The sequence below is a fragment of the Kitasatospora sp. NPDC088548 genome, assembly GCF_044753005.1.
Taxonomy (GTDB): domain Bacteria; phylum Actinomycetota; class Actinomycetes; order Streptomycetales; family Streptomycetaceae; genus Kitasatospora.
Genome location: NZ_JBIVMI010000015.1, coordinates 12224 through 32124, shown reverse-complemented (window position 1 = coordinate 32124; position 19901 = coordinate 12224). Strand labels below are relative to the sequence as shown.

The following is a 19901-nucleotide window of genomic DNA, read 5'->3' as shown; positions in this document are numbered from 1 at the left end:
CGCCGGTCCCCCTCCCTCCCCGGGCAGTCGGCGGCCCTGGCGGAGCGGCTTGAGATCCGGCCGCCCCCCACCTGCCCCGTTGAGTCGCGTCCCGCGAACCCCGCCGGCCCAGCCCGGCGCGCTCCGGCACACCCCCTTCCGCACAACCCCACACACCCCAGCCATGGAGAGCCCAGTGAAACTCGCCCGCCGTACCGCACCGGCCACCACAGCCGGCGCGGATCCAGGGCCCGCCCCCGTCCGCCCCAGCAACGGGACCAGCACGGGAGCCGGCACCGCGGCCCTCGCAGCGAGCGCCCCCGCGACCGCCACGACCCACCCGGGGGCGTCCGATGTCGCGCACTGACCGCAGCGGACTCGTTCTACTGGCCGCCTGCCTCGGCCTGTTCACGGTCTTCGTCCAGACCACCCAGACCATCGGCACCCTGGGCGCGGTCCGCGAGGACCTCGGCCTCGACTCCGCCGACCTGGTCTGGGTCCCGAGCATGTACACCCTGGTCGTCGCCTCCGTCGTCCTGGGCGCCGGCGCGTTCGCCGACCGGTGGGGGCGGCGGCGGATCTTCCTGCTCGGCGCCCTCGCGATGGCCGTCGGCGGGGTGGTCCTGGTGTTCGCCGGGAGCCTGTCCGCCGTGCTGGCCGGCCAGGCGATCGCCGGGCTCGGCGGCGCGCTGATCACCCCCAGCTCGCTCGCCCTCATCACCAACGCCTTCCCCGACCCGCGCCGCCGGGCCGGCGCGATCTCCGCCTGGGCGGCCACGTCGGGGCTCGGGCTCGCCCTCGGACCGATCACGGCCGGGCTGGCCCTGCGCTGGTCCACCTGGCACACGGCGTTCTGGCTCGGCCCGGTGATCGCCGCCCTCGCCGCCGGCGCCGCGCTGCTCGGCGTGCCGGAGTCGCGGGTCGAGGGCGGGCGGCTGGACTGGCCGGGACAGTTCCTCGTCACGGCCGGGCTGGCGCTGCTGATCTACTGGCTGATCGACGGCGGGCACCACAGCTACGCCGGCGGTCTGCCGCTGGCCGCGGCCGTCGGCGCGGCCGTCCTGCTCGCCGTCTTCGCGGTGGTCGAACTGCGCCGCGACCACCCGCTGCTCGATCTGCGGCTGATGCGCGACCCGTCGTACAGCGCAGCCCTGCTGCTGGCCGCCACCGTGCTGTTCGGCTTCGTCGGGCTCTCGCTGCTCCAGGTGCTCTGGCTGCAGCAGGTGCGCGGGCTGACCGCCCTTCAGGTGGGCGTCCAACTCCTGGCGGAGTTCGGCACGTTCATTCTCGCCTCGGTGGTCGCCGGGATCCTCGGACGGCGGTTCGGGGCCGCGCCGTTGATCGTCGTCGGGCTGCTGCTGGCGGCGGCGGGCGCCGCGCTGTTCGCCACCGTCGAGCCGACGGACGCGTTCGGCGGGTACGCCCTCTCCCTGGTGGTCTTCGGCTTCGGCTGCGGCCTGGCCAACGCCCCCTCCACCGCACTGGCGGTCGGGCACGTACCGCGCGGCAAGGAGGGCGCGGCGGCCGGGACGGTCAACGCCGCCCGCCAGGTCGGCGCGGTGCTCGGCACCAGCGTCCTCGGCACCCTGATGACCACCCGGTTCGAGGAGCGCCTCGGCGCGCTCGGCCGGCCCCGCCCGCAGGACGTGGCGCAGGCGTTCACGGACGCCGTCGGCCACGCGGCCTCCGTCGGCGCGGTCGTGCTGCTCTGCGGTGTCGCGGCGGGCGCCTGCCTGTTGGCCCTCGCCCGTCGGCGGGGCGGTCCCGCTCCGGCGGCGCACCTCCCGGCGCCCGCCGACGGGGGCGCGGAGGTCGTCACCCTGCCGACGGCCGACTCCCGGACCTCCTGATCACCCACCACCCCCCGCTGCCACCGCCGTTCACCTCTCGGCGGTGGCAGCGCCACGCGGCCGGACACCCCGGGGCGGCCGGAAGTCCGCTCAGACCGCCGAACCCTCAGCCGGTGACGGCGAGTTCGGCGACCACCGCCCGGTGGTCGGCGCCCGGCACGGTGTGCTCGGCCACCGACACCGCGCTCAGCGCGTCGCCGTGCAGGACGTGGTCGATCTGGATCACCGGCGGCAGAAAGGGGAAGTCGGCGTTGTCCTCCGGCCAGGTCGGCGCACCGCCGCGGCCCAGTTCGGCGTGGGTGTCCGCCAGTCCGGTGGCGAGCAGGTCGCGCATCGGCGCGTGGTCGAGGGTCGCGTTGAAGTCGCCGAAGAACACGGCGTTGCGGGTGCTGTCGGCCGCCGCGGCCCGCAGGCCGTCGAAGTCCTCCGACCAGCGCCGGGCGTCGCCCAGCGGGTAGTAGGTGTGCACGGCGGTCAGCCGCACCGTCCGGCCGCCGACCGACACCTCGGCCGCCACCTGCGCCGAGGCGGAGACGGCCAGTGGGGTCAGCGGCAGTCGCGAGTAGAGCGCGGTGTCCTGGCCGGCCGGCAGTTCCCGGTACGGCAGCAGCTCCGCGATGCCCGCCCGGTCCAGGGCGGCGGCGGCGGAGCCGCTCAGCTCCTCCACCGCGAGGACGTCCACCCGCTGTTCACGCACCAGGCGGACCAGTGCGGCGACGTCCACCTGCCCCATGTACGCGTTGCTGGTGGCCAGCCGGAGCCGGGGCGCGTCGGCCGCCACCGAGCCGCCGTCCGGCACGAAACGCGGTACCAGCCAGATCAGTTGGACCAGCGTGAGCAGTCCGGCCAGACCCGCCGCCCACCACGAGCGGAGCACCAGCAGGACGCCCAGGGCCAGGACGGTGGTCAGGGCCGCGTACGGCAGCAGCACCATCGGCAGGGCCAGCGACGTCCCGTCGTCCCAGCCCGCCAGCCGCACCACGACCAGGGCCGCCGAGAGCAGCAGCCCGACCACGCAGAGCACCACCAGGGCCGTCCGGGTCCGGCGCCACCAACCCCGGCCGCTCGCCGTCCTGTTGCCCGATCTGCTACGCACGCGGTTCCCCACCCGTCATTCTCGCCACCCCTGCGGCGCCCGGTCGTCCGGCCGCTCCGGCTGAAGACGCGGAGCGGCCGGGTCCGGTTCCGGGGGCACCGGCTTCAGGCTCGGGCTCGGGCTCAGGCACCGGCTTCGGGCTCGGGCTCGGGCTCGGACCGGCGCCGGGCCGCGCGGGCAGGCCGCGCCGCCCGTCAGTCCACGCAGGGGATCCCGCCGGCCTTCACCGCGGGGCCCTGCATGGGGAGGCCGGCGGCCGGGTCCGGGGCGGCGTCGGCGGGCTGCGGCCCGGAGCCCGCCGGGGGCGGCGTCGTGGGCGAGGCGCTGAACGTACTGCCCAGGGTCACCACGACGTGGCCGGCGGGCGCGCCGGCGGCGGCCACCGCCGTGACCCCGTAATGGGCGGCGATCTGCTGGGCGTCGGCCTTGGCCCCGCTGCCGTAGGTGACGGTGGTGGCCTTGGGCCGGCCCGCGGCCTCACCCACCTTGCCGGCCTGGTAACCGAGTTCGGCCAGCGCCTTGGACTCGCCGGCGGCGGACCCGCCGTACACGTCCACGGTGGCCCGTTCCCTGGCCGGACTCGACGCGGCCGGGGTGGTCGGGTCGGTCGCCCCGGGCGCAGCGGTGTCGCCGCCCCCGGCCGGGGCGGCGGGCGCCGGATCGTGGTTGAACAGCTGCTGCACGATCCGCTTGATCAGGTCCGGGTTGACGGTGTTGACCTCCTGGCCCCCGATGGTCTTGAACCCGGTGATCGGCAGGGTGTTGAACTCGACGTTGCCGCCGGTCAGGTTGGGGGCCTGCTGCGCGAAGTCCAGGATGTTCCACTCGTTGTCGATGACGACGTCCTTCTTCACCACGTCGAACAGCCGCTGGAGCTTCCCGAAGTCGTTGAGGATGCCCTGCTGTTTGAGCTGGTACTCGACCGAGGAGATGAACGCCTGCTGGCGGTGGGTGCGGTCGAGGTCGCCGTTGGGGAGGTTGTGGCGCTGGCGGACGAAGGAGAGCGCCTGCGCCGCGTTGAGGGAGCTGATCCCGGCCGGGAGTTTCAGCCCGGTGCCGCCGCCCTCGCGGGTCGCGGTGCGGGCGACGATCGGATCGTCGACCGGGTGGTTGAGGCAGACCTGGATCGGTTCCACCGCCTTGGCGATGTCGTAGAAGCCGATCAGATTGACCTCGGCGAAGTGGTCGATCGGGATGTTCAGGAACGCCTGCACGGTCTGGATGGTGGCCGAGCGGCCGGCCTCCCTGCTCTGGCGCTCCAGTTCCGGCTTGGACAGCCCCTTGCCGGCCAGCTTCTGCTCGGCGGCGTCCTTGGCGATCCCGTACGCCTCCTTGATCTTGTGCATCTTTCCGTCCGCGCCCACGGTCTGGACGTAGTCGTCCCGCGGGACGGAGAGCGCGGCCACCTTGCCGCCGTTGGCCGGGATGTGCAGGACGATCAGGGCGTTGGTGTTGTACCCGCCGATCTCGCTGGAGCCCGCGTGCAGTTCGTCCTCGACGAACTCCTTGGGCAGGTCGTTGCCGTCCATGTCCTTGCGGCTGTCGAGACCGATGAGCAGCAGGTTCACCGACTTGTCGAGGTGCGGCGGCGCGTTCTTCTTCGCCTCCGCCAGCGCCGCCGACTTGACTATGCCGCTGTCCAGGCTGCGGTACTCGTACCAGGTGAAGCCGCTGGCCCCCAGCACGGCCGCCGACACGGTGCAGGCCAGGCCCCGCCCGGCGACGGTCAGCGGCGCGGTGCGGCGCGGGGCCCGCGCCCTGGTGTTCTTCCGGTCAGCCACGACGACTCCCTCGGCTCCTGGCGTTCCCGCCCCTGCTCCCGCTACCGCCCCCGGTGCCGCGTCCTCTCCCGCCCCTGCTCCCGCTCCTGCTCCCGCTCCTGCCGAGCACGGTCTGGACGGCGATCACCAGCAGTGCGGCCGCCACCGCCTCGGCCATCACGGGGAACGCCCCCACCACCCAGCGCAGCGCCCCCGAGGCGAGCGCCTTGCCCTGGTAGTCCTCCCGGCGGGCGAGGTACTCGACGCCCGCCCGGACCGCCAGCACCACCACCGGTGCGGCCGTGACCACCCACCAGCGCCCCGGCCGGCTGCACAGCACCACCGCGGCGGCCGTGCCCAGCACCGCGCCGACCGCGAACAGCAGCCCGGTGCCCGGTCCGTTCAGCTCGTCCGCCACCGCGCCCAGCACCGGCAGCCCGACGGCCACCAGCACCACCGGCGGGCCACCGCGCCGCGGGGCCTCCCGCCGCCGCGCCGCGACCGCCCTCGGCGTGGCCTCACCGCCGCCACCCCGCGCACCGTCGTCCCGGGCGCCCCCGTCGTCGGCACCACGGCCCGCCGCGCCCGAGCGCTGCGCAGGAACGCCGGACTCCCCGGGATGCGCCCCCGGTCGCGATCGCGTGCCCCGGTCCGGCGTTCTCGCCCGTTGCCCGGCCATCCACACACCCCTCGTCAACTCGGCTGCCACGGCACCGGCGCGCCGTCCTGCGTACCGGGACGCGAACCGTCCGGATGACGGTTCCCGAACTTCTACACTGTTGTAGAACTCGGCTGGAGCATACAAACCCGCCCCCGCCGCGTCACCCGCCGCCCTCCCGGCTGCGGCGGAACCGCCAGGTGGGGCCTCGTTAGGATGGGCGTGATCCCCACCCGTCGGCACCCATCAGGAACGCATCAGAGGAGCAGCGCGTCACCATGTTCGAGAACCTGAAGAACCTTGCGGACAAGGCCACCGACCTCGCCCGCGAGCACAGCGGCGTCATAGGCCAGGGGCTGGAGAAGGTCGGCGACGTGATCGACGACAAGACCGACGGAAAGTACGCGAGCCAGATCGACACCGGTGTCGAGAAGGCCAAGGACTTCATCCGCAACCTGGACGACGACAAGAAGCCGACGGAGTAACACCCCGGCGCGGCACTGCCGCCGGAACCACCAACGGGCCATCGGGATCAACGAACGGACGGGCGGGCGGCAGTGACGAAAGACCGGACGGGCCCCCGCTGGGGCCGCTGGCTGGCCGCCGCCGTCCTGGCGGCGGCCGGCTGGGGCATCATCCGCGGCGGCGGCCACCCGGCCCCCGCCGACTCCGCCGCCTCCCCCTCGCCCCCGTCCGCCGGCACCACCACCGCCCCGGCCGCGTCCGCCCCGTCGCCCTCCCGCCCCTCCGGCCGCTACGACCCCGCCGACTACGCGGCCCCGGTCCGCACCCACGCCGCCCGAGCGGGCATCAACCCCCAGCTGCTGATGGCGATCCTCTACAACGAGTCGTACAAACCCCACGACCCCGACCTCGAACGCGCCTGGCAGCGGACCAAACCCGACGCCTCCTTCGGCATCGCCAACATGCACCGCGCCGCCTTCGACGACACCAAGCAGGGCCGGGACTTCGCCGACCGCCGCTGGGAGGAGCTCCCCGACGACCGCGACCTCGCCATCGAGGCCGCCGCCTGGCACCTCCACGACCTCGCCGCCCAGCTCCCCGCCCGCCCCGCCACCTCCCTCACCCGCGACGAACTCCTCGCCCTCGGCTACAACACCGGCGCCGGCAACATGTCCGCCTTCGCCCGCGGCATCAAGCCCGGCTCCCAGGCCCAGTCCTACCTCGACCGTCTCCACGACAACTGGCAGAAGTCCGCCACCGCCGTCAAATCCGGTTGACCAAAGCCCACTTCAGCCGACTGGCCACCGCCGCCCCCGATCACGTGGATCAGCCGCCGGCCGTGGTCTGCCGCGGTGGATCACGCCGCAGTCCGCACAACGACCGGTGGGCCCGCGCGTTCGCGACGCGCGGGCCCACCGGAGGACGCGGCGGGAAGGTCAGGAGGCGGCCAGGTGGGTGGACCACTTGGTGCGCCAGGCGAGGGCGTCGGTGACGGCTTCGCCGATGGTGCGGCGAGGGGTCCAGCCAAGGAGGTCGCGGGCGGTGTCGATGCCGGCGTAGCAGCCGATGACGTCGCCGGGGCGGGGGTCCGCCTCGCGGGTGCCGAGGGTGGTGCCGACGGCGCGCTCGAAGGCGGTGACCAGTTCCCGGACGGTGGTGCCCTCGCCGGTGCCGATGTTGATGACCCGGTAGCGGTCGTCGGCGGCGGGCTTGATGACCTCGTCGAAGCGGGTGAGCGCGGCGGCGTGGGCCTCGGCGACGTCCTGGACGTGGATGTAGTCGCGGATGCCGGAGCCGTCGCGGGTCGCCCAGTCGACGCCGGTGATGGTGAACGGCGTGCCGGTGGCGTGGGCCTCGATCAGCTTGCCGAGGGCGTGCGTCGGGTGGAGGTCCTGCAGACCGGTGCGCAGCCGCGGGTCGGCGCCGATCGGGTTGAAGTAGCGCAGGGTGATGACGCGGACCTCCTCGGCGCCATGGCCGCGGGTCCAGTCCTGGAGGACCTGTTCCATCATCTGCTTGGTGCGGGCGTACGGGCTGTTGGCGTCGACCGGGCAGCTCTCGTCGACCCGGGCGTCCGGGGTGGGCGCGTAGATCGAGGCGGAGCTGCTGAAGACGACGCGGGTACAGCCGTTGCGCTGGAGGGACTCCAGCAGTTCGACGGTCTTGGCGACGTTCTCGCGGTAGTAGTACAGGGGTTGGGAGACGGACTCCGGGACGACGATCCGCGCGGCGCAGTGCAGGGCGGCGTCGATGTCGGGGTGCTCCGCGAAGATGCGGTCGAGGAGGGCCGCGTCGGCGATGTCGCCCCGGTAGAAGACGCGGCCCTCGACGAACTCGGCCCGGCCCTTGGAGAGGTCGTCGAGGACGACCGGCGTGATGCCCTGGTCGAGCAGCGCGGAGGCCACGGTGCTGCCGATGTATCCCGCGCCGCCGGTGATCAGAACTTTCTTCAACGCGGACGCTCCCTTGCGGTCGGCCGGACGCCTCGGGTGGCGGCCGGTGACAGTGGGGACGATGGTTCAGGAGCGATGGTTCCGGCGGTCGTGGCGGCAACAGGCAGCGGGCAGCGGGCAGCGGCGCCGGGGAGCGCACTCGGGGGGGTGTGCGCTCCCCGGCATGGGGTGGTGGCGGCCACCCGGCCGGTCGTCCACAGGCTCGGACACCGGCGGCCGTGACCGGAATGCTAGACCCGCCGGGGGTCCGTGGCCAGAGCCCTGACCAGCCGATTTCCCGCCCCGGACATGCCACCCGGGCCGCGTCGGCCCCAGGTCCGAACAGGTGTCACCCACCCCACTCCCGCACGCTGCCGGAGACCGGTCGAGGCCCCGTCAGGCCGCGACCCGGGCGCCCAGCGCGGGCGACCGGACCACGGGCACGACGCCCACCGGCTGGCCGTGCGCGTGCAGCCGGGAGAGGGAGGCGGCCAGCTGGTCCGGGTCCTCGGCCAGCCAGAGCCGGAGGGCGGCGGCCAGGGCGGCGCTGGCCGGCCCGATGTGCAGTCCGCTCGCCCGGGTGACCCGGTCACCGACCAGCGGGAGGAGGTCGGCGAGCGGCGCGGGCAGCCAGAGCGTCACGGCGCAGGGCGCGGGGCGGGAGAGGACGCACAGCAGGCGCAGCACGCCCGCGTCGCCGTGCAGGGCGGGGATGACGTCCAGCAGACCGTCCGCCGCCACCTCGGAGACGTCGCTGCCGTGACCACGCGCCAGCTCGCGCAGCAGCCCCCGCTCCGCGGCGGTGATCCGGACGGTCAGCATGACTTCTTCGCAGTCCATGGTCCCAGTTCCCGTCTTGTGGAGGTGCCCGTCGGTCGTGAACGCCCTGTCGTGCCAACGCCTGTCGTGCCCACGCCGGCCGTGTCGTGGCCGCCGTGCCGCACCGGCCGTCGTCGCGTACCCGTCAGCCGGTGGCGATCAGTTCCTGCCCATCAGTGGGCCTCCGCTACCGGCGTGATCAAGCCGTAGTGGCCGTCGTAGCGGCGGTACAGCACCCGGCCGCGGCCGTCCCCGGGGTCGGCGTAGAAGACGAAGGGCCAGCAGGTGAGCCAGAGTTGGCGGGCCGCCTCGGACAGGTCGAGCCGCGGCGCGGGGTGCGGGCTCTCGGTCAGGGGCAGCGCGGAGCCGCCGAACCGGGCGGTCGAATGGGCCCGGACCAGCCGGAAGCCGTCTCCCCCCGGCCGGCGGTGGACCAGGCTGTCCTGGCCGGTGAGCGCGTCGGAGAAGAGATGGAAGCGGCGGTCCAGGGCGAGCATCTCGCGCACGGCCTCGTCCGGCGCGCGGCGGGCGAGAACGACCGGTTTCCGGCGGGCGATCCGTCGTTCGGCGAGCGGGCGCGGGGCGTACTGCGGCCGATAAGCGCTGTCGTGCGCCGCGGCGAGCCCTATGTCCCCCTGCTCGCGCAGCCGCGCGGCCCGGCCGCCGAGCGTGCCGAGCGCCAGGTCCACCGCCTCGCGCATGGTCCCGGCGGCCAGTTGCGCCCGGACCGTGCCGACGCCGTCCAGTTCGATCTCGGCCTGGGCCACGGCGGGCCTGGACACCTCCCGGCAGCGGGTGTGGGTGAGCCTGATACGGGCCGCGTGCGCGTCCGGTCCGAGCGCCGCCGTCAGCTCCAACGCCCGGGCGCGCGCGTACTCGGCGTCGTCGCGGTGGAGTTCGCCTCGGATCTCCACCCGCACGTCGAGAGCAGGCCGGTGGCGCAGACGGGTCATCAGGATCCTCCTTGGTTCCGGACCATGCTGGACCTGCGGAGGGCCTCCGGCCGAGGGCCGAAAGACCCTGCCTGCCGGGCAACGGTCCTCCCCCCGCTCCGGCCTGGTCCGCGCAGGTCGGCCGGGGCCGCGGAAGGGCCTGCCGGACGACCCGCGCCGGCGCGTCCGCTCGATCGGCCGATGGGTCAGTTGCGGGCACGGGGGCGACCGGGCCAGACTCCGCCCGTGGAAGAGACGATCCCGCTGGAACCGGGCCATCCGCGCCGGCTGTCGCCCGCCCGCCCGGAGGAGGAACCGGCCGGCCCCGGCCGCCGGTTCTGAGCCGTCCGCGCCACCCCCCGAACCGCCGTCCGGCCCGCCCGGAGCCGGAATTCCGCCCGAGTGCGCGCGGCCGATCCACCAATGGGGTGATCCACGGGCATTTGGCGCAACGCCTGATCGAACGGCGCGTTCTCTATTGAGTGCGCCCTCCGGGAGCGGCGCGCGCGGGGGTCCGCGCTGGAGGGACCCTCGTCTCCCGGCTCTCGCGGCTCCGGCTCCGGCAGTACCGCCGCGTCGGCCCATCTGGTGAGAGGTGATGCCATGATCCTGACGACCGAGACGCGTAGACGAGCCGTTCCGCCCGGAACGGCTCCCGCGAAAACCCCCTCGACCGCTCCCCCGCCGGCGCCCGGCGCCGTACCGGGCCTCGGCCACGCCCCGGCCCTGCTACGCGACCCGCTCGGCTTCCTCGGCTCGCTCTCCCGCCACGGCGGTGTGGTGCAGGTCCGGCTGGGCCCACGGACGGTCTGCGTGGTCACCGACGCGAGTCTCGTCCACACCCTGCTCGTCGCCCTCGCCTACGACTGCCCACGCGGCGCCGTCCAGGACACTCTCAAAACGGCGTTCGGCGACGGTCTGCTGATGTCCGGGGGGAAGGCCCACCGGGACCGCCGCCGGCTGATCCAGCCCGTTTTCGGGCCGGACCGGATGGCCGACTACCTCGCGGTGATGCACCAGGTCACCGAGGAACGGGCCGGACGCTGGCGACCGGGCCAGGAACTGGACGTGGCGAAGGAGATGAACCACCTCGCGCTGGAGATCGTCACCAGGACGCTGTTCGACGCGCGGCTGAGCGAGGACGCCACCGTCGACTTCCACCGGGCGCTGCCGGACCTGGTCAAGGGCCAGATCGTCCAGTCGCTCTACCCGCACCCGAAGCTCGCCCGGCTGCCGCTACCGGTCAACCGTCGCTTCGAGAACGCCGTCCGGGTGCTCAACCGGGTGGTCGACCAGGCCGTCAGCGGCGGCGCCCGGTCCGGCGGCACGAACGGCACCCTGCCCGCGCTGCTGCGCGCCGCCACCGACCCGGCCACCGAACGGCCGCTCACCGAGGCGGACGTACGCTCCGAGGCGATCACCATGTTCGGCGCGGGCACCGAGACCGTCTCCACCACGCTCACCTGGCTGCTCGACGAACTGCTGCGGCACCCCGAGGTGGAGACCCGCGTCCTCGCCGAGCTGGACGAGCACCTCCCGGCCGGCGCCGTGCCCACCCCCGACGCGCTCGCGAAGCTCACGTACACCCGCAGCGTCACCCAGGAGGTGGTGCGGCTGCACGCGCCGAACGCCTTCCTGATGCGGACCGCCGCCGTCCCGGTCGAGCTCGGCCCGTACCTGATCCCGGCCGGCACCGAGCTGCTGTACAGCCTCACCGCCCTGCACCGCGACCCGGCGCTCTACCCCGAGCCGCTGCGGTTCCGGCCCGAACGCTGGCGTGAGGGCGGCGACGCGGCCGGTGCCGGGCGGCAGGCGTTCCTGCCGTTCGGGGCGGGCAAGCACAAGTGCATCGGCGAGGCCTTCGCCTGGGCCGAGCTGACCGTGGCCGCCGCCGCGATTCTGCGCCGGTGGCGGCCGGTGGCCGTCGCGGGGACCAGGGCCCGCGAGGTGGTCTGGACGACCGTCCAGGCCCAGGGGCTGCGCATCCGGCTGACCCCGCGCAACGGTCACGCGTCCCGCTCCCGCCCCGGCGGCGCCGCCACCCCGCAGGACGGCGCGGCCCCCGGTGACGGTGAGGCCCCGAGCCCGTGCCTGATCCCGGGCCCGCGGGCGGCACCGCTGTCGCCGGCCGCCCAGGCGGCACGGGCCGTCCCGGCGGCACGCACCGCCGCCCCGGTGCCGCGCACCGCCGCCGTGCCACGGCCGGCCTCGGCGGTTCAGCCGGCCCTGACCGCCCATCCGCCCGCCACCGTCTGCCCGGCCGCCGTCCTCATGCCCGCCCGCATCCCCGCCGAACTGCGCACCCCCGAGGGGTCGCAGGCCTCCGGCGAGCTACGGGCCACCACCGCACGGCACGCCGACTGGGTGCTGGACCACGGCCTGCTTCCCCTGAGCGGCCTGCCCCGCTACCAGGCCTACGGGCTGCCCAAGCTGATCGGCCACGCGTACCCCCGTGCCGGGGGCGCCGAACTCGACCTGCTGGTGGACCTGCTCGGCTGGTTCACCATCCTCGACGACCGCTTCGACGGCACCCCCGGCCGCCACCCGGCCGAGGCCCACGCGATCATCGACCCGCTGCTCGCCGTCCTGGCCGGAGACGACCCGACCCCGACCTCGGTGGGCGCCCAACTCCTGTACGCCTGGCGGGAACTCTGGCACCGCCAGGGCGGTCCCATGTCGCCCGCCTGGCGGGACCGGGCCGCCCGCGAATGGCGGACCTGTCTGGAGACCTTCCTCACCGAGTCCGCGCACCGGGCCAAGGGCACCGCCCCCGGCCTCCCCGAGACCATGGGCCTGCGCCGCCACGCCAGTTGCCTCTACCCGTTCATGAACATACTGGAACGGGTCCAGGGCGCCGACGCGCCGGACGGGCTGCACGCCGAGCCCGCGCTGCACCGGTTGCGCGCGCACACCGCCGACGCCGCGACGCTGATCAACGACTTGTTCTCACTGGAACGGGAGGAGCGCCAGACGGCGACCGCCTTCAACACCGTCCTGACCCTGCAACGGGTCCGCGGCTGTACCCGCCGCGAGGCCGTCCTGGAGGTCCGCGCCCGGATCTCGGACCTGAGGGAGGAGAGCGAGACCCTGCGCCGCCGGCTGCTGCGCCGGCACCCGGCGGGCCTCTGGTACCTCAACGGCACCCGGGAACTGGTCGACGGCGTCTACGCCTGGACCAGTACCAGCCGCCGCTACCTCAGTGACGGTCGCCGAGGGTGAACAGCAGCAGCACGAAGCCGGCGAACAGGTGCGTGGCGAAGATGTAGATGCCCGCGCGGATGAGCATGGCCTTGCGCCTGCTCTTCTCGTCGCTGGTGCCGTCGGCCATGGCCGGGTTCTCCTTCGGTGGGTCGGGTGCGGCGGGCACGGCCGTCGGGTGGCCCGGCCGGGGCGGGGCCACCCGGCGCTCAGCCGCTCCTCAGCTGGGCTGCGGGCGCCCGCAGCTCCGTGAGCAGCGTGCCCTGGTCGGTGATCAGCTCGGTGAGGATGCGGCGGGCGGCGCGCAGCAGGTCGGCGACGTCCGGGGTGCTCAGCGCGTAGACCACGGTGTTGCCCTCCCGGGTGGCCGTGACCAGCTGGGTCCGGCGCAGCACCGCGAGCTGCTGGGAGAGGTTGGACGGCTCGATCCCGATCTCGGCCAGCAGTTCGCGCACCGGGCGCGGCCCGTCCTGGAGCAGTTCCAGGACGCGGATCCGGACGGGATGCCCGAGGGTGCGGAAGAACTCCGCCTTGGCCTGGTACAGCGGGACCGCCATCGTCCGCTCTCTCCCTGGTGCTCGGGTGGTTGCTGCCCGGGCGGGTGGTGCCCGGGTGGCCGGGCCTCGCGTGGGTGTGCCTCGCGTGGGTGGACAGCCGGGCCGGGCACCCGGGCCTCGCACGCGGGGCGCACACGGCCAGGAAGCATCATCCTTATGGATGAAGATTTCTTCAAGTTGTCACCGTCGACGGCCACCGGGGAAGGCCGGGCCCGGCCCACGCCGACGGGGCAGGAGACACCCGGAAACGACCGACGGGTCCGGGGCTGGCAGCCCCGGACCCGTCAGCCGCTGTGGTCGGCGGTCAGCAGACGACCGGGACGTCCACGGTGACCGGGGACGGGCCCCACCCGAAGTCGACCACGCTGAAGCTGCCGTGGACGGTGGAGCCGCACGGCACGGTGCCGCTGAAGCCGTTCACCCGGACGGTGGTGGCCCTGAACAGCGTGCCGCCGCTGACCGTACCGAGCGAGGCGCCGCCGACCACCTGGCCGGAGACGCTGGTGAGCAGCTGACGGGTCGGCAGCTCCGGGCTGCCCGGGCTGGGCGGGCCCGCCAGGCTGATCTGGCCGTAGAGCTGCACGCTGTCACCGGTGACGTCGGCACACAGGGTGGTCCCCAGTCCGGACTGCAGCCCCCAGGCACCACAGGTCGTGGTGGTGGTGAGGGTGGTCGCACCGGTGGTGGCCGCGCCGGCCTGGACAGGGACGGCGAGCAGGGCGACCGCACCGGCGGCGCCCGCCGCGATCTTGGCGATTCGGTTCATCGAAGTCTCCTGACGTTCATCTTGTTCATCTGGTGGACACAACGTCATGGCACATGTGACATTTCACATGTGCCATGACGTGACCTTCTCATGGGTTTCCAATGCCTGGGTCAAGTTCTGCACAGGAAACCGTGCAACAGGCTAAAAGTTGACCTTCGATGGCGAGATCCCAGCGTGCCCGGGGCCGCGCGTGTCCCGGCGGGGGCCGGCGCGTTGGACGGAGCGTGAAACACATCCCCACCGCCGTGGCCGCCCTCGCCGCCGTCCTCGCCCTGGTCGCGGCGGCCACCCCGCCCGCGCGGCTGCTCGGCACCGAGGTCCGGCGGATCCCGACCGAGGACCGGGTGCTGGCGCCGACCTTCAACGCGGCCTGGAACGACACCGGCCTGGACACCACCCTGGCGGTGCCGCGGGAGCGGACGGCGCCGGCCACCTTCTTCCCCACCGGGGAGTTCGCCGACCGGCACCCGTCCGCCGTCCGGACGATGGCCGCCGCCGGGCACGGGCTCGGCGCCATCCTCCAGCTCCACGTCGGCACACCGGAGGAGAACGGCCCGGGCACCTGTCTGGACGCCGAGGCGCTGCCCCTGGTCATCGACGCCGTCCACGCCCGCGGCTACCGGACCGTGGATCTGCGCACCCTGCTCGACACCTGAGCGGCGGCGGCCGGGCGGATCAGCCGGCCTCCGACCAGCGGCCGGCGATCGCGGAGCCGAGGCTGCCGAAGCAGGCGTCGACGGTGCCGAGCAGGGTGTCCAGGTCCCGGGTGCCGCTCGCCTGCCAGGAGCGGACGGCGACCGTCATGGCCGCGGCGTGCACGGAGACCAGGAGCTGGGGGCGCGGGTCGGCCGGGTCCCCGAGGTGCTCACGCGCGGCGAGGATCGTGGCGAGCGCGTCCTGGTGGGCCAGGAGGGCGTGGTGGAGGGAGGCGAGCAGACCCGGCGTGCGCGCGACCAGTTCCAGGACGGCGACGCACGTCGGCGTGCCGCGGTGGTCGGGAAGGGCCCGGGCCACCTCGCACAGGGCATGGCGGGTGGCTTCGCGCAGCGCGGTCAACGGGGCCTCACCGGCGGGTCTGCGCACGAGTTCGTGCGCGGTCAGTGCGGCCATCTCCCGGAACACGGCGAGCAGGACGTCCTCCTTGCCGGTGAAATAGCGCAGCACCGTGCGTTTGGAGACGTCGACCGCGGCCGCGATGTCGTCCAGGGTGGTGCCCTCGAAGCCCCGGGAGCCGAACAGGTCGAGGGCGGCGTGGCGGAGCGCGTCGCGGGTCCTGAGCTTCTTGCGGTCGCGCAGTCCGGTGGAGGCGGCGGTGCGGCCTGCCGGGCTCGGGTGCATGCGGGGTTCCTCCTGGGCGGGACCGGTGGTGGCGGGTCGAGGGCCGCCCGAGGGCTGCCCGAGGGCTGCCCGAGGGCTGCCCGAGGATTCTGTCACCTGGTGCCATATGCTTCTGGGTGACATGACTGCCCGGCTCTCGGCGGGGCCGGTGACATTGATGCCGTCAGGAGCACGCGGGTCGGCCGGGACACGCCGGTCATAGCTTGGAGCTATGGGCCCATAGACCGCCACCGACTACCGCGGGCCCACCGGGTGGGCTTGTCTCGATCCGTCTGTCCGCGCTGCCTGGAGGAACGTCTCGCATGCCTCGTCCCATCCGTGTCGCAATAGTCGGCGCCGGTCCGGCCGGCATCTACGCCGCTGACGCGCTGCTGAAGTCCGACGCCGCGCAGGACCCGGGGGTGTCCGTCGACCTGTTCGAACGGATGCCCGCGCCGTTCGGGCTGATCCGCTACGGCGTGGCGCCCGACCACCCGCGGATCAAGGGCATCGTCACCGCGCTGCACCGGGTGCTGGACAAGCCGCAGGTACGGCTCTTCGGCAACGTGGACTACCCGGGCGACATCACCCTGGACGACCTGCACCGCTTCTACGACGCGGTGGTCTTCGCCACGGGCGCGATGGCCGACCGGGCCCTGGACGTCCCCGGGATCAACCTGGACGGCTCCTTCGGCGCCGCGGACTTCGTCTCCTGGTACGACGGCCACCCGGACGTCCCGCGGACCTGGCCCCTGGAGGCCGAGAAGGTCGCCGTCCTGGGCGTGGGCAACGTGGCCCTGGACGTCGCCCGGATCCTGGCCAAGACCGCCGACGAGCTCCTGCCCACCGAGATACCGCCGAACGTCCACGCGGGCCTGCGGCAGAACAAGGCCGTCGAGGTCCACGTCTTCGGCCGCCGCGGCCCCGCGCAGGCCAAGTTCAGCCCGATGGAGCTGCGGGAACTCGACCACTCCCCGAACATCGAGGTCATCGTCGACCCCGAGGACATCGAGTACGACGAGGGCTCCATCGCCGAACGCCGCGGCAACCGGCACGCCGACATGGTCGCCTCCACCCTGGAGAAGTGGGCCATCCGCGACACCGGCACCCGCCCCCACCGGGTCCACCTGCACTTCTTCGAGTCCCCCGAGGAGATCCTCGGCGAGGACGGGCGCGTGGTCGGGCTGCGGACCGAACGCACCGAGCTCGACGGCACCGGCAACGTCCGCGGCACCGGCCGTTTCACCGACTGGGACGTCCAGGCCGTCTACCGGGCGGTCGGCTACTACTCGGACGAGCTGCCCAAGCTGCCCTTCGACCTGGCCTCCGGCACCGTCCCCAACCAGGCCGGCCGGGTGCTGGCCGCCGACAGCAGCCACGAGACCGCCGTCTACGTCACCGGCTGGATCAAGCGCGGCCCCGTCGGGCTCATCGGCCACACCAAGGGCGACGCCAACGAGACCGTCGCCTGCCTGCTCGACGACCACACCGCCGGCCGCCTCCCCGGCGCCACCGCACCGGAGCCGGACGCCGTCACGGCCTTCCTGGAGGAGCGCGGCGTCCGCTACACCACCCGGGACGGCTGGTACCGGCTCGACGCCCACGAGCGGGCCCTGGGCGCGGCGGAGGACCGCGAGCGCGTCAAGGTCGTCGAGCGGGAGGACATGCTCCGCCACAGCGGCAGCTGACCGGGTGCCGTCGGGACCGCCGGGGCGGGCGGAGCGCCCGTCCGGCGGCCCCGACGGGGCGGACTACCGTACGGCCGACCGGAGTTCGCCGATCCGGTGGACCGCCCCGGTGAAAGCGGCACGGTCGAGCCGGCCGCCGTCCAGCGCCTCGGCGAGCGCGGCCGCCGCGTCGTCGCCCTGCTGGACGTCCCGGGCCGAGCAGAGCAGCAGGTCCATCCCGGCCTCGGCGGCGGCGATCGCCCGGGCGCCGGTGTCGCCGTACGGGGCGAGGGCGCCGGCCTCCAGGGCGTCGGTGACGGTGACGCCCCGGAAGCCGAGGCGTTCGCGCAGCTCGCCCTGGACCACGACCGGCGACAGGCCGGCCGGGCGCTCCCCGTCCAGCGCCGGGTAGACGGCCCAGGAGGCCATCACCAGCCGCACCCCGGCGGCGATCGCGGCCCGGTACGGCTCCTCACCGCGGGCGCGGAGGTCGGCGAGCGGGACGGGGAGGGTGACGGGCCGCTCGTCGGTGTTCTGGTCGCGGGCGGCGGAGCCGAGGCCGGGGAAGTGCTTGGCCGTGGCGGCGATCCGCAGACTCTGCTGGGCGGCGAGGAAGGCGCTTCCCAACTCGCCGACGGTGGCGGGGTCCTGGCCGTAGGAGCGCTCGAAGTGGTCGATGAAGTCGTCGGCGGTGTCGTAGACGTCGAGGACGGGTGCGAGGTTGACGTTCAGACCGGCGCCCGCGAGGTTGCTCCCGGCCCCGGTGCCCGAGCGGGCGGCCTCGGCGAGCGGGTCCGGCGCCAGGCCGGTCCGGCGGGCGGAGAGTTCGGGCGCCCCGGGCAGCCGGCGGATCTTTCCGCCCTCCTGGTCGGTCATCAGCAGCAGCGGCGCGGACCCCGGGGACTCCGCCGCGGCCCGCTTCAACTGGTCGACGGCGGAGTGGAGTTGTTCGGTTCCGGTGACGTTCTCGCCGAACAGGATCACCCCGGCCGCCCGGCCCTCGCGGATGGCCCGGAGCAGGGCGGGCGGCGGGACCGGGCCGGGGTAGGAGTAGACGATCCGCCGGCCGGCGAGCAGCCGGGACTCCGGTGTGGACATGGGCGTCGCCCTCTCGGTCGGGGCGGGCGACCACCGGGCCGCCCGATGGGGTGTCCACGCCGACCCGGCCAGGACCGGGAGCAGGGCGGTGAGCAGCACCGCGAGCGCCGCGGCACGGACGGTCCGCCGGAGCGACGGCATCGGGCCTCCCGGGGTGGGGGTGGGGGGGTCGGTGCGTCACGGTACCGAGACCGGTCCGGCCCCGGGCCGCGCAACGCGCCCGTCGGCGCCCCGCGTCACCCCACCCGCCGCCCCCGCCTCACCCCATCCGGCGCAGCAGTCGGCCGAGCACCGCGATGCCGTCCTCGATCCCGCCCGGTGCGCCCGCCGCGTAGCCGAGGACCAGCCCGGGCGGGTGCGGCAGCCGGGCGTGCCAGGACAGCGGCTGCACCTTCACCCCGTGGGCGAGGGCCGCCGCGGCGAGTTCGGTGTCGGAGCAGCGGAGGCCCGCCGGAAAGGTGAGCATCAGATGCAGCCCGGCCGCCGCGCCGTGGACGGCCGCGCCCGGCAGGTGGGCGCCGATCGCCGCGATCATCGCGTCCCGGCGGCGGCGGTGGCGCCGGCGCAGCAGCCGCAGGTGCCGTTCCAGCTCGCCGGAGTCCATCAGCCGGGCCAGGACCAGCTGCGGCAGGACGGCGTTGCCGAGGTCCGCGAACCGCTTGGCCGCGACGACGGCCTCCCGGTACCGGGGCGGGACGAGCAGCCAGCCGGTGCGCAGGGCGGGCGCGAGCAGTTTGGAGACGCTGCCCGCGTAGCAGACCCGGTCGGGGAGGACGGCGCGCAGCGCGGGCACCGGGGGCCGGTCGTAGCGGTGCTCGGCGTCGTAGTCGTCCTCGACGACCAGGCCGCCCTCGCCGGCCCAGCGGATCAGTTCGCGCCGCCGCCCGCCGCCGAGCACCACGCCGGTCGGGTACTGGTGGGCCGGGGTGACCAGGACGGCGGGGGCGCCGGTGGCCCGCAGCGCGTCCACCCGGAGGCCTTCGGCGTCCACCGGTACGGGCGGGGTGGCGGTGAGCCAGTGGCCGAGGTGCTGGCGGGTGCCGAGCGAGCCCGGGTCCTCCACCGCGATCTCGGTGATGCCGCTGCCGCCGAGCACCTGGCCGAGCAGACCGAGCGCCTGGGCGGTGCCGACGACGATCAGCACCTCGTCGGGGTCGGCCCGGATGCCGCGGTTGCGGGCCAGCCAGTGGGCGACGGCCCGACGCAGCGCGGGGGTGCCGCACGGGTCGCCGTAGCCGAGGTCGTGGGGGCGGAGGCCGTCGAGGGCGACGCGCTCGGCGCGCAGCCAGGCGGCGCGGGGGAAGGCGGCGAGGTCGGGCACGCCGGGCGAGAGGTCGATCCGGGCGGGGGCGGCGCGCAGCGCGTCGAAGGTCTCGGGGACGGGGTCGGCGTCGAACAGTGCGGCGGGTTCGCCCGGGTGCCACGACCGCCCGGGTGGCGGCGGGTCCGCGGCGTCCGTCGGGGCGGGCCGGGGCGGGGCGGGCGCGCCGACCACGACGGTGCCGCCCCTCCCCCGGCCGGCGACCTGGCCCTCCTCGGCGAGGCGCCGGTAGGCGTCGGTGACGACCCCCCGGGAGACCCGCAGCTCTCCGGCCAGTACCCGGCCGGCGGGCAGCCGGGTGCCGACCGGGAGGCGGCCGTCGGCGATCGCCTCCCGCAGCCGCCGGGCCAGCCAGTCGGCGAGCCCGCCGGGCGGGGCGTCGGCGGTGTCGAGCTGGAGGAAGTCGGAGGCGCCGGCCCTTTTGGACCTGTCAACGGCGCTCTCATTGGACCTGTTCACCGGTCCATTGTGCGGCCAGGGTGGGGGC

At 74.5% G+C, this 19901-nt stretch carries 18 protein-coding genes; 6 read left to right on the top strand and 12 right to left on the bottom strand.

Annotation, left to right across the window (positions count from 1 at the left end):
• The first annotated feature begins 221 nt into the window (after positions 1–221).
• Positions 222–1829 (top strand): MFS transporter, encoded by a 1608-nt coding sequence (locus ACIP82_RS20175; RefSeq protein WP_400655048.1) that lies wholly within the window; start codon positions 222–224, stop codon positions 1827–1829.
• Positions 1830–1935: 106 nt separating this feature from the next.
• On the opposite strand, the gene ACIP82_RS20170 is transcribed toward ACIP82_RS20175, so the two are convergent.
• From ACIP82_RS20170 to ACIP82_RS20160, 3 genes are all read right to left on the bottom strand, one after another.
• Positions 1936–2925 carry an endonuclease/exonuclease/phosphatase family protein gene (locus ACIP82_RS20170; RefSeq protein WP_363610213.1) on the bottom strand — a complete coding sequence of 330 codons (990 nt, stop codon included), beginning with the start codon at positions 2923–2925 and terminating at the stop codon, positions 1936–1938.
• A 194-nt stretch (positions 2926–3119) separates the two neighbouring features.
• Complete coding sequence (locus tag ACIP82_RS20165; RefSeq protein ID WP_363610215.1) at positions 3120–4706, bottom strand: LCP family protein; 1587 nt, start codon at positions 4704–4706, stop codon at positions 3120–3122.
• Positions 4699–5142, bottom strand: coding sequence for a DUF6542 domain-containing protein (locus tag ACIP82_RS20160; RefSeq protein WP_400654835.1), 444 nt, complete (start codon positions 5140–5142; stop codon positions 4699–4701). Before ACIP82_RS20160 ends, ACIP82_RS20165 begins: the two co-directional genes overlap by 8 nt.
• A gap of 479 nt (positions 5143–5621) precedes the next feature.
• Between ACIP82_RS20160 and ACIP82_RS20155 the strand changes: the two genes are divergently transcribed.
• Together ACIP82_RS20155 and ACIP82_RS20150 are read left to right on the top strand one after the other, a co-directional pair.
• Positions 5622–5828 (top strand): antitoxin, encoded by a 207-nt coding sequence (locus ACIP82_RS20155; RefSeq protein WP_363610219.1) that lies wholly within the window; start codon positions 5622–5624, stop codon positions 5826–5828.
• 72 nt (positions 5829–5900) lie between these two features.
• Positions 5901–6584, top strand: a complete 684-nt coding sequence (locus ACIP82_RS20150; protein WP_400654833.1) for a transglycosylase SLT domain-containing protein — start codon at positions 5901–5903, stop codon at positions 6582–6584.
• 159 nt (positions 6585–6743) lie between these two features.
• On the opposite strand, the gene galE is transcribed toward ACIP82_RS20150, so the two are convergent.
• From galE to ACIP82_RS20135, 3 genes are all read right to left on the bottom strand, one after another.
• Positions 6744–7760, bottom strand: coding sequence for a UDP-glucose 4-epimerase GalE (gene galE, locus ACIP82_RS20145; RefSeq protein WP_400654831.1), 1017 nt, complete (start codon positions 7758–7760; stop codon positions 6744–6746).
• 375 nt (positions 7761–8135) lie between these two features.
• Positions 8136–8579, bottom strand: coding sequence for a hypothetical protein (locus ACIP82_RS20140; RefSeq protein ID WP_363610223.1), 444 nt, complete (start codon positions 8577–8579; stop codon positions 8136–8138).
• A gap of 152 nt (positions 8580–8731) precedes the next feature.
• Complete coding sequence (locus tag ACIP82_RS20135) at positions 8732–9511, bottom strand: sigma 54 modulation/S30EA ribosomal C-terminal domain-containing protein (protein ID WP_363610225.1); 780 nt, start codon at positions 9509–9511, stop codon at positions 8732–8734.
• A gap of 582 nt (positions 9512–10093) precedes the next feature.
• On the opposite strand from ACIP82_RS20135, the gene ACIP82_RS20130 reads away from it, so the two are divergent.
• The gene (locus ACIP82_RS20130) at positions 10094–12709 is read left to right on the top strand and encodes a cytochrome P450 (protein ID WP_400654828.1); all 2616 of its coding nucleotides are present in this window, start codon (positions 10094–10096) and stop codon (positions 12707–12709) included.
• Here the strand turns inward: ACIP82_RS20130 and ACIP82_RS20125 are convergent.
• From ACIP82_RS20125 to ACIP82_RS20115, 3 genes are all read right to left on the bottom strand, one after another.
• A complete protein-coding gene (locus ACIP82_RS20125) occupies positions 12687–12857 on the bottom strand; it encodes a DUF6126 family protein (protein ID WP_363610229.1) in 171 nt (56 codons plus the stop codon). The genes ACIP82_RS20130 and ACIP82_RS20125 overlap by 23 nt on opposite strands.
• Before the next feature lie 40 nt (positions 12858–12897).
• On the bottom strand, positions 12898–13245 hold the full coding sequence (locus ACIP82_RS20120) for a metalloregulator ArsR/SmtB family transcription factor (protein WP_363610231.1): 348 nt from the start codon (positions 13243–13245) through the stop codon (positions 12898–12900).
• Positions 13246–13549: 304 nt separating this feature from the next.
• Positions 13550–14011, bottom strand: a complete 462-nt coding sequence (locus tag ACIP82_RS20115) for a hypothetical protein (RefSeq protein WP_400654825.1) — start codon at positions 14009–14011, stop codon at positions 13550–13552.
• A gap of 224 nt (positions 14012–14235) precedes the next feature.
• Between ACIP82_RS20115 and ACIP82_RS20110 the strand changes: the two genes are divergently transcribed.
• Positions 14236–14667, top strand: a complete 432-nt coding sequence (locus ACIP82_RS20110; RefSeq protein ID WP_400654823.1) for a polysaccharide deacetylase family protein — start codon at positions 14236–14238, stop codon at positions 14665–14667.
• 19 nt (positions 14668–14686) lie between these two features.
• Here the strand turns inward: ACIP82_RS20110 and ACIP82_RS20105 are convergent, their stop codons facing one another.
• Complete coding sequence (locus ACIP82_RS20105) at positions 14687–15349, bottom strand: TetR family transcriptional regulator (protein WP_363610237.1); 663 nt, start codon at positions 15347–15349, stop codon at positions 14687–14689.
• Positions 15350–15651: 302 nt separating this feature from the next.
• Between ACIP82_RS20105 and ACIP82_RS20100 the strand changes: the two genes are divergently transcribed.
• Complete coding sequence (locus ACIP82_RS20100; protein ID WP_400654820.1) at positions 15652–17016, top strand: FAD-dependent oxidoreductase; 1365 nt, start codon at positions 15652–15654, stop codon at positions 17014–17016.
• Positions 17017–17079: 63 nt separating this feature from the next.
• Here ACIP82_RS20100 and ACIP82_RS20095 read toward each other — a convergent pair whose 3' ends face one another.
• Together ACIP82_RS20095 and ACIP82_RS20090 are read right to left on the bottom strand one after the other, a co-directional pair.
• On the bottom strand, positions 17080–18234 hold the full coding sequence (locus ACIP82_RS20095; protein WP_400654818.1) for a glycoside hydrolase family 3 N-terminal domain-containing protein: 1155 nt from the start codon (positions 18232–18234) through the stop codon (positions 17080–17082).
• Between the two features lie 118 nt (positions 18235–18352).
• Complete coding sequence (locus ACIP82_RS20090) at positions 18353–19873, bottom strand: PLP-dependent aminotransferase family protein (protein WP_400654816.1); 1521 nt, start codon at positions 19871–19873, stop codon at positions 18353–18355.
• Between the last annotated feature and the right edge of the window lie 28 nt (positions 19874–19901).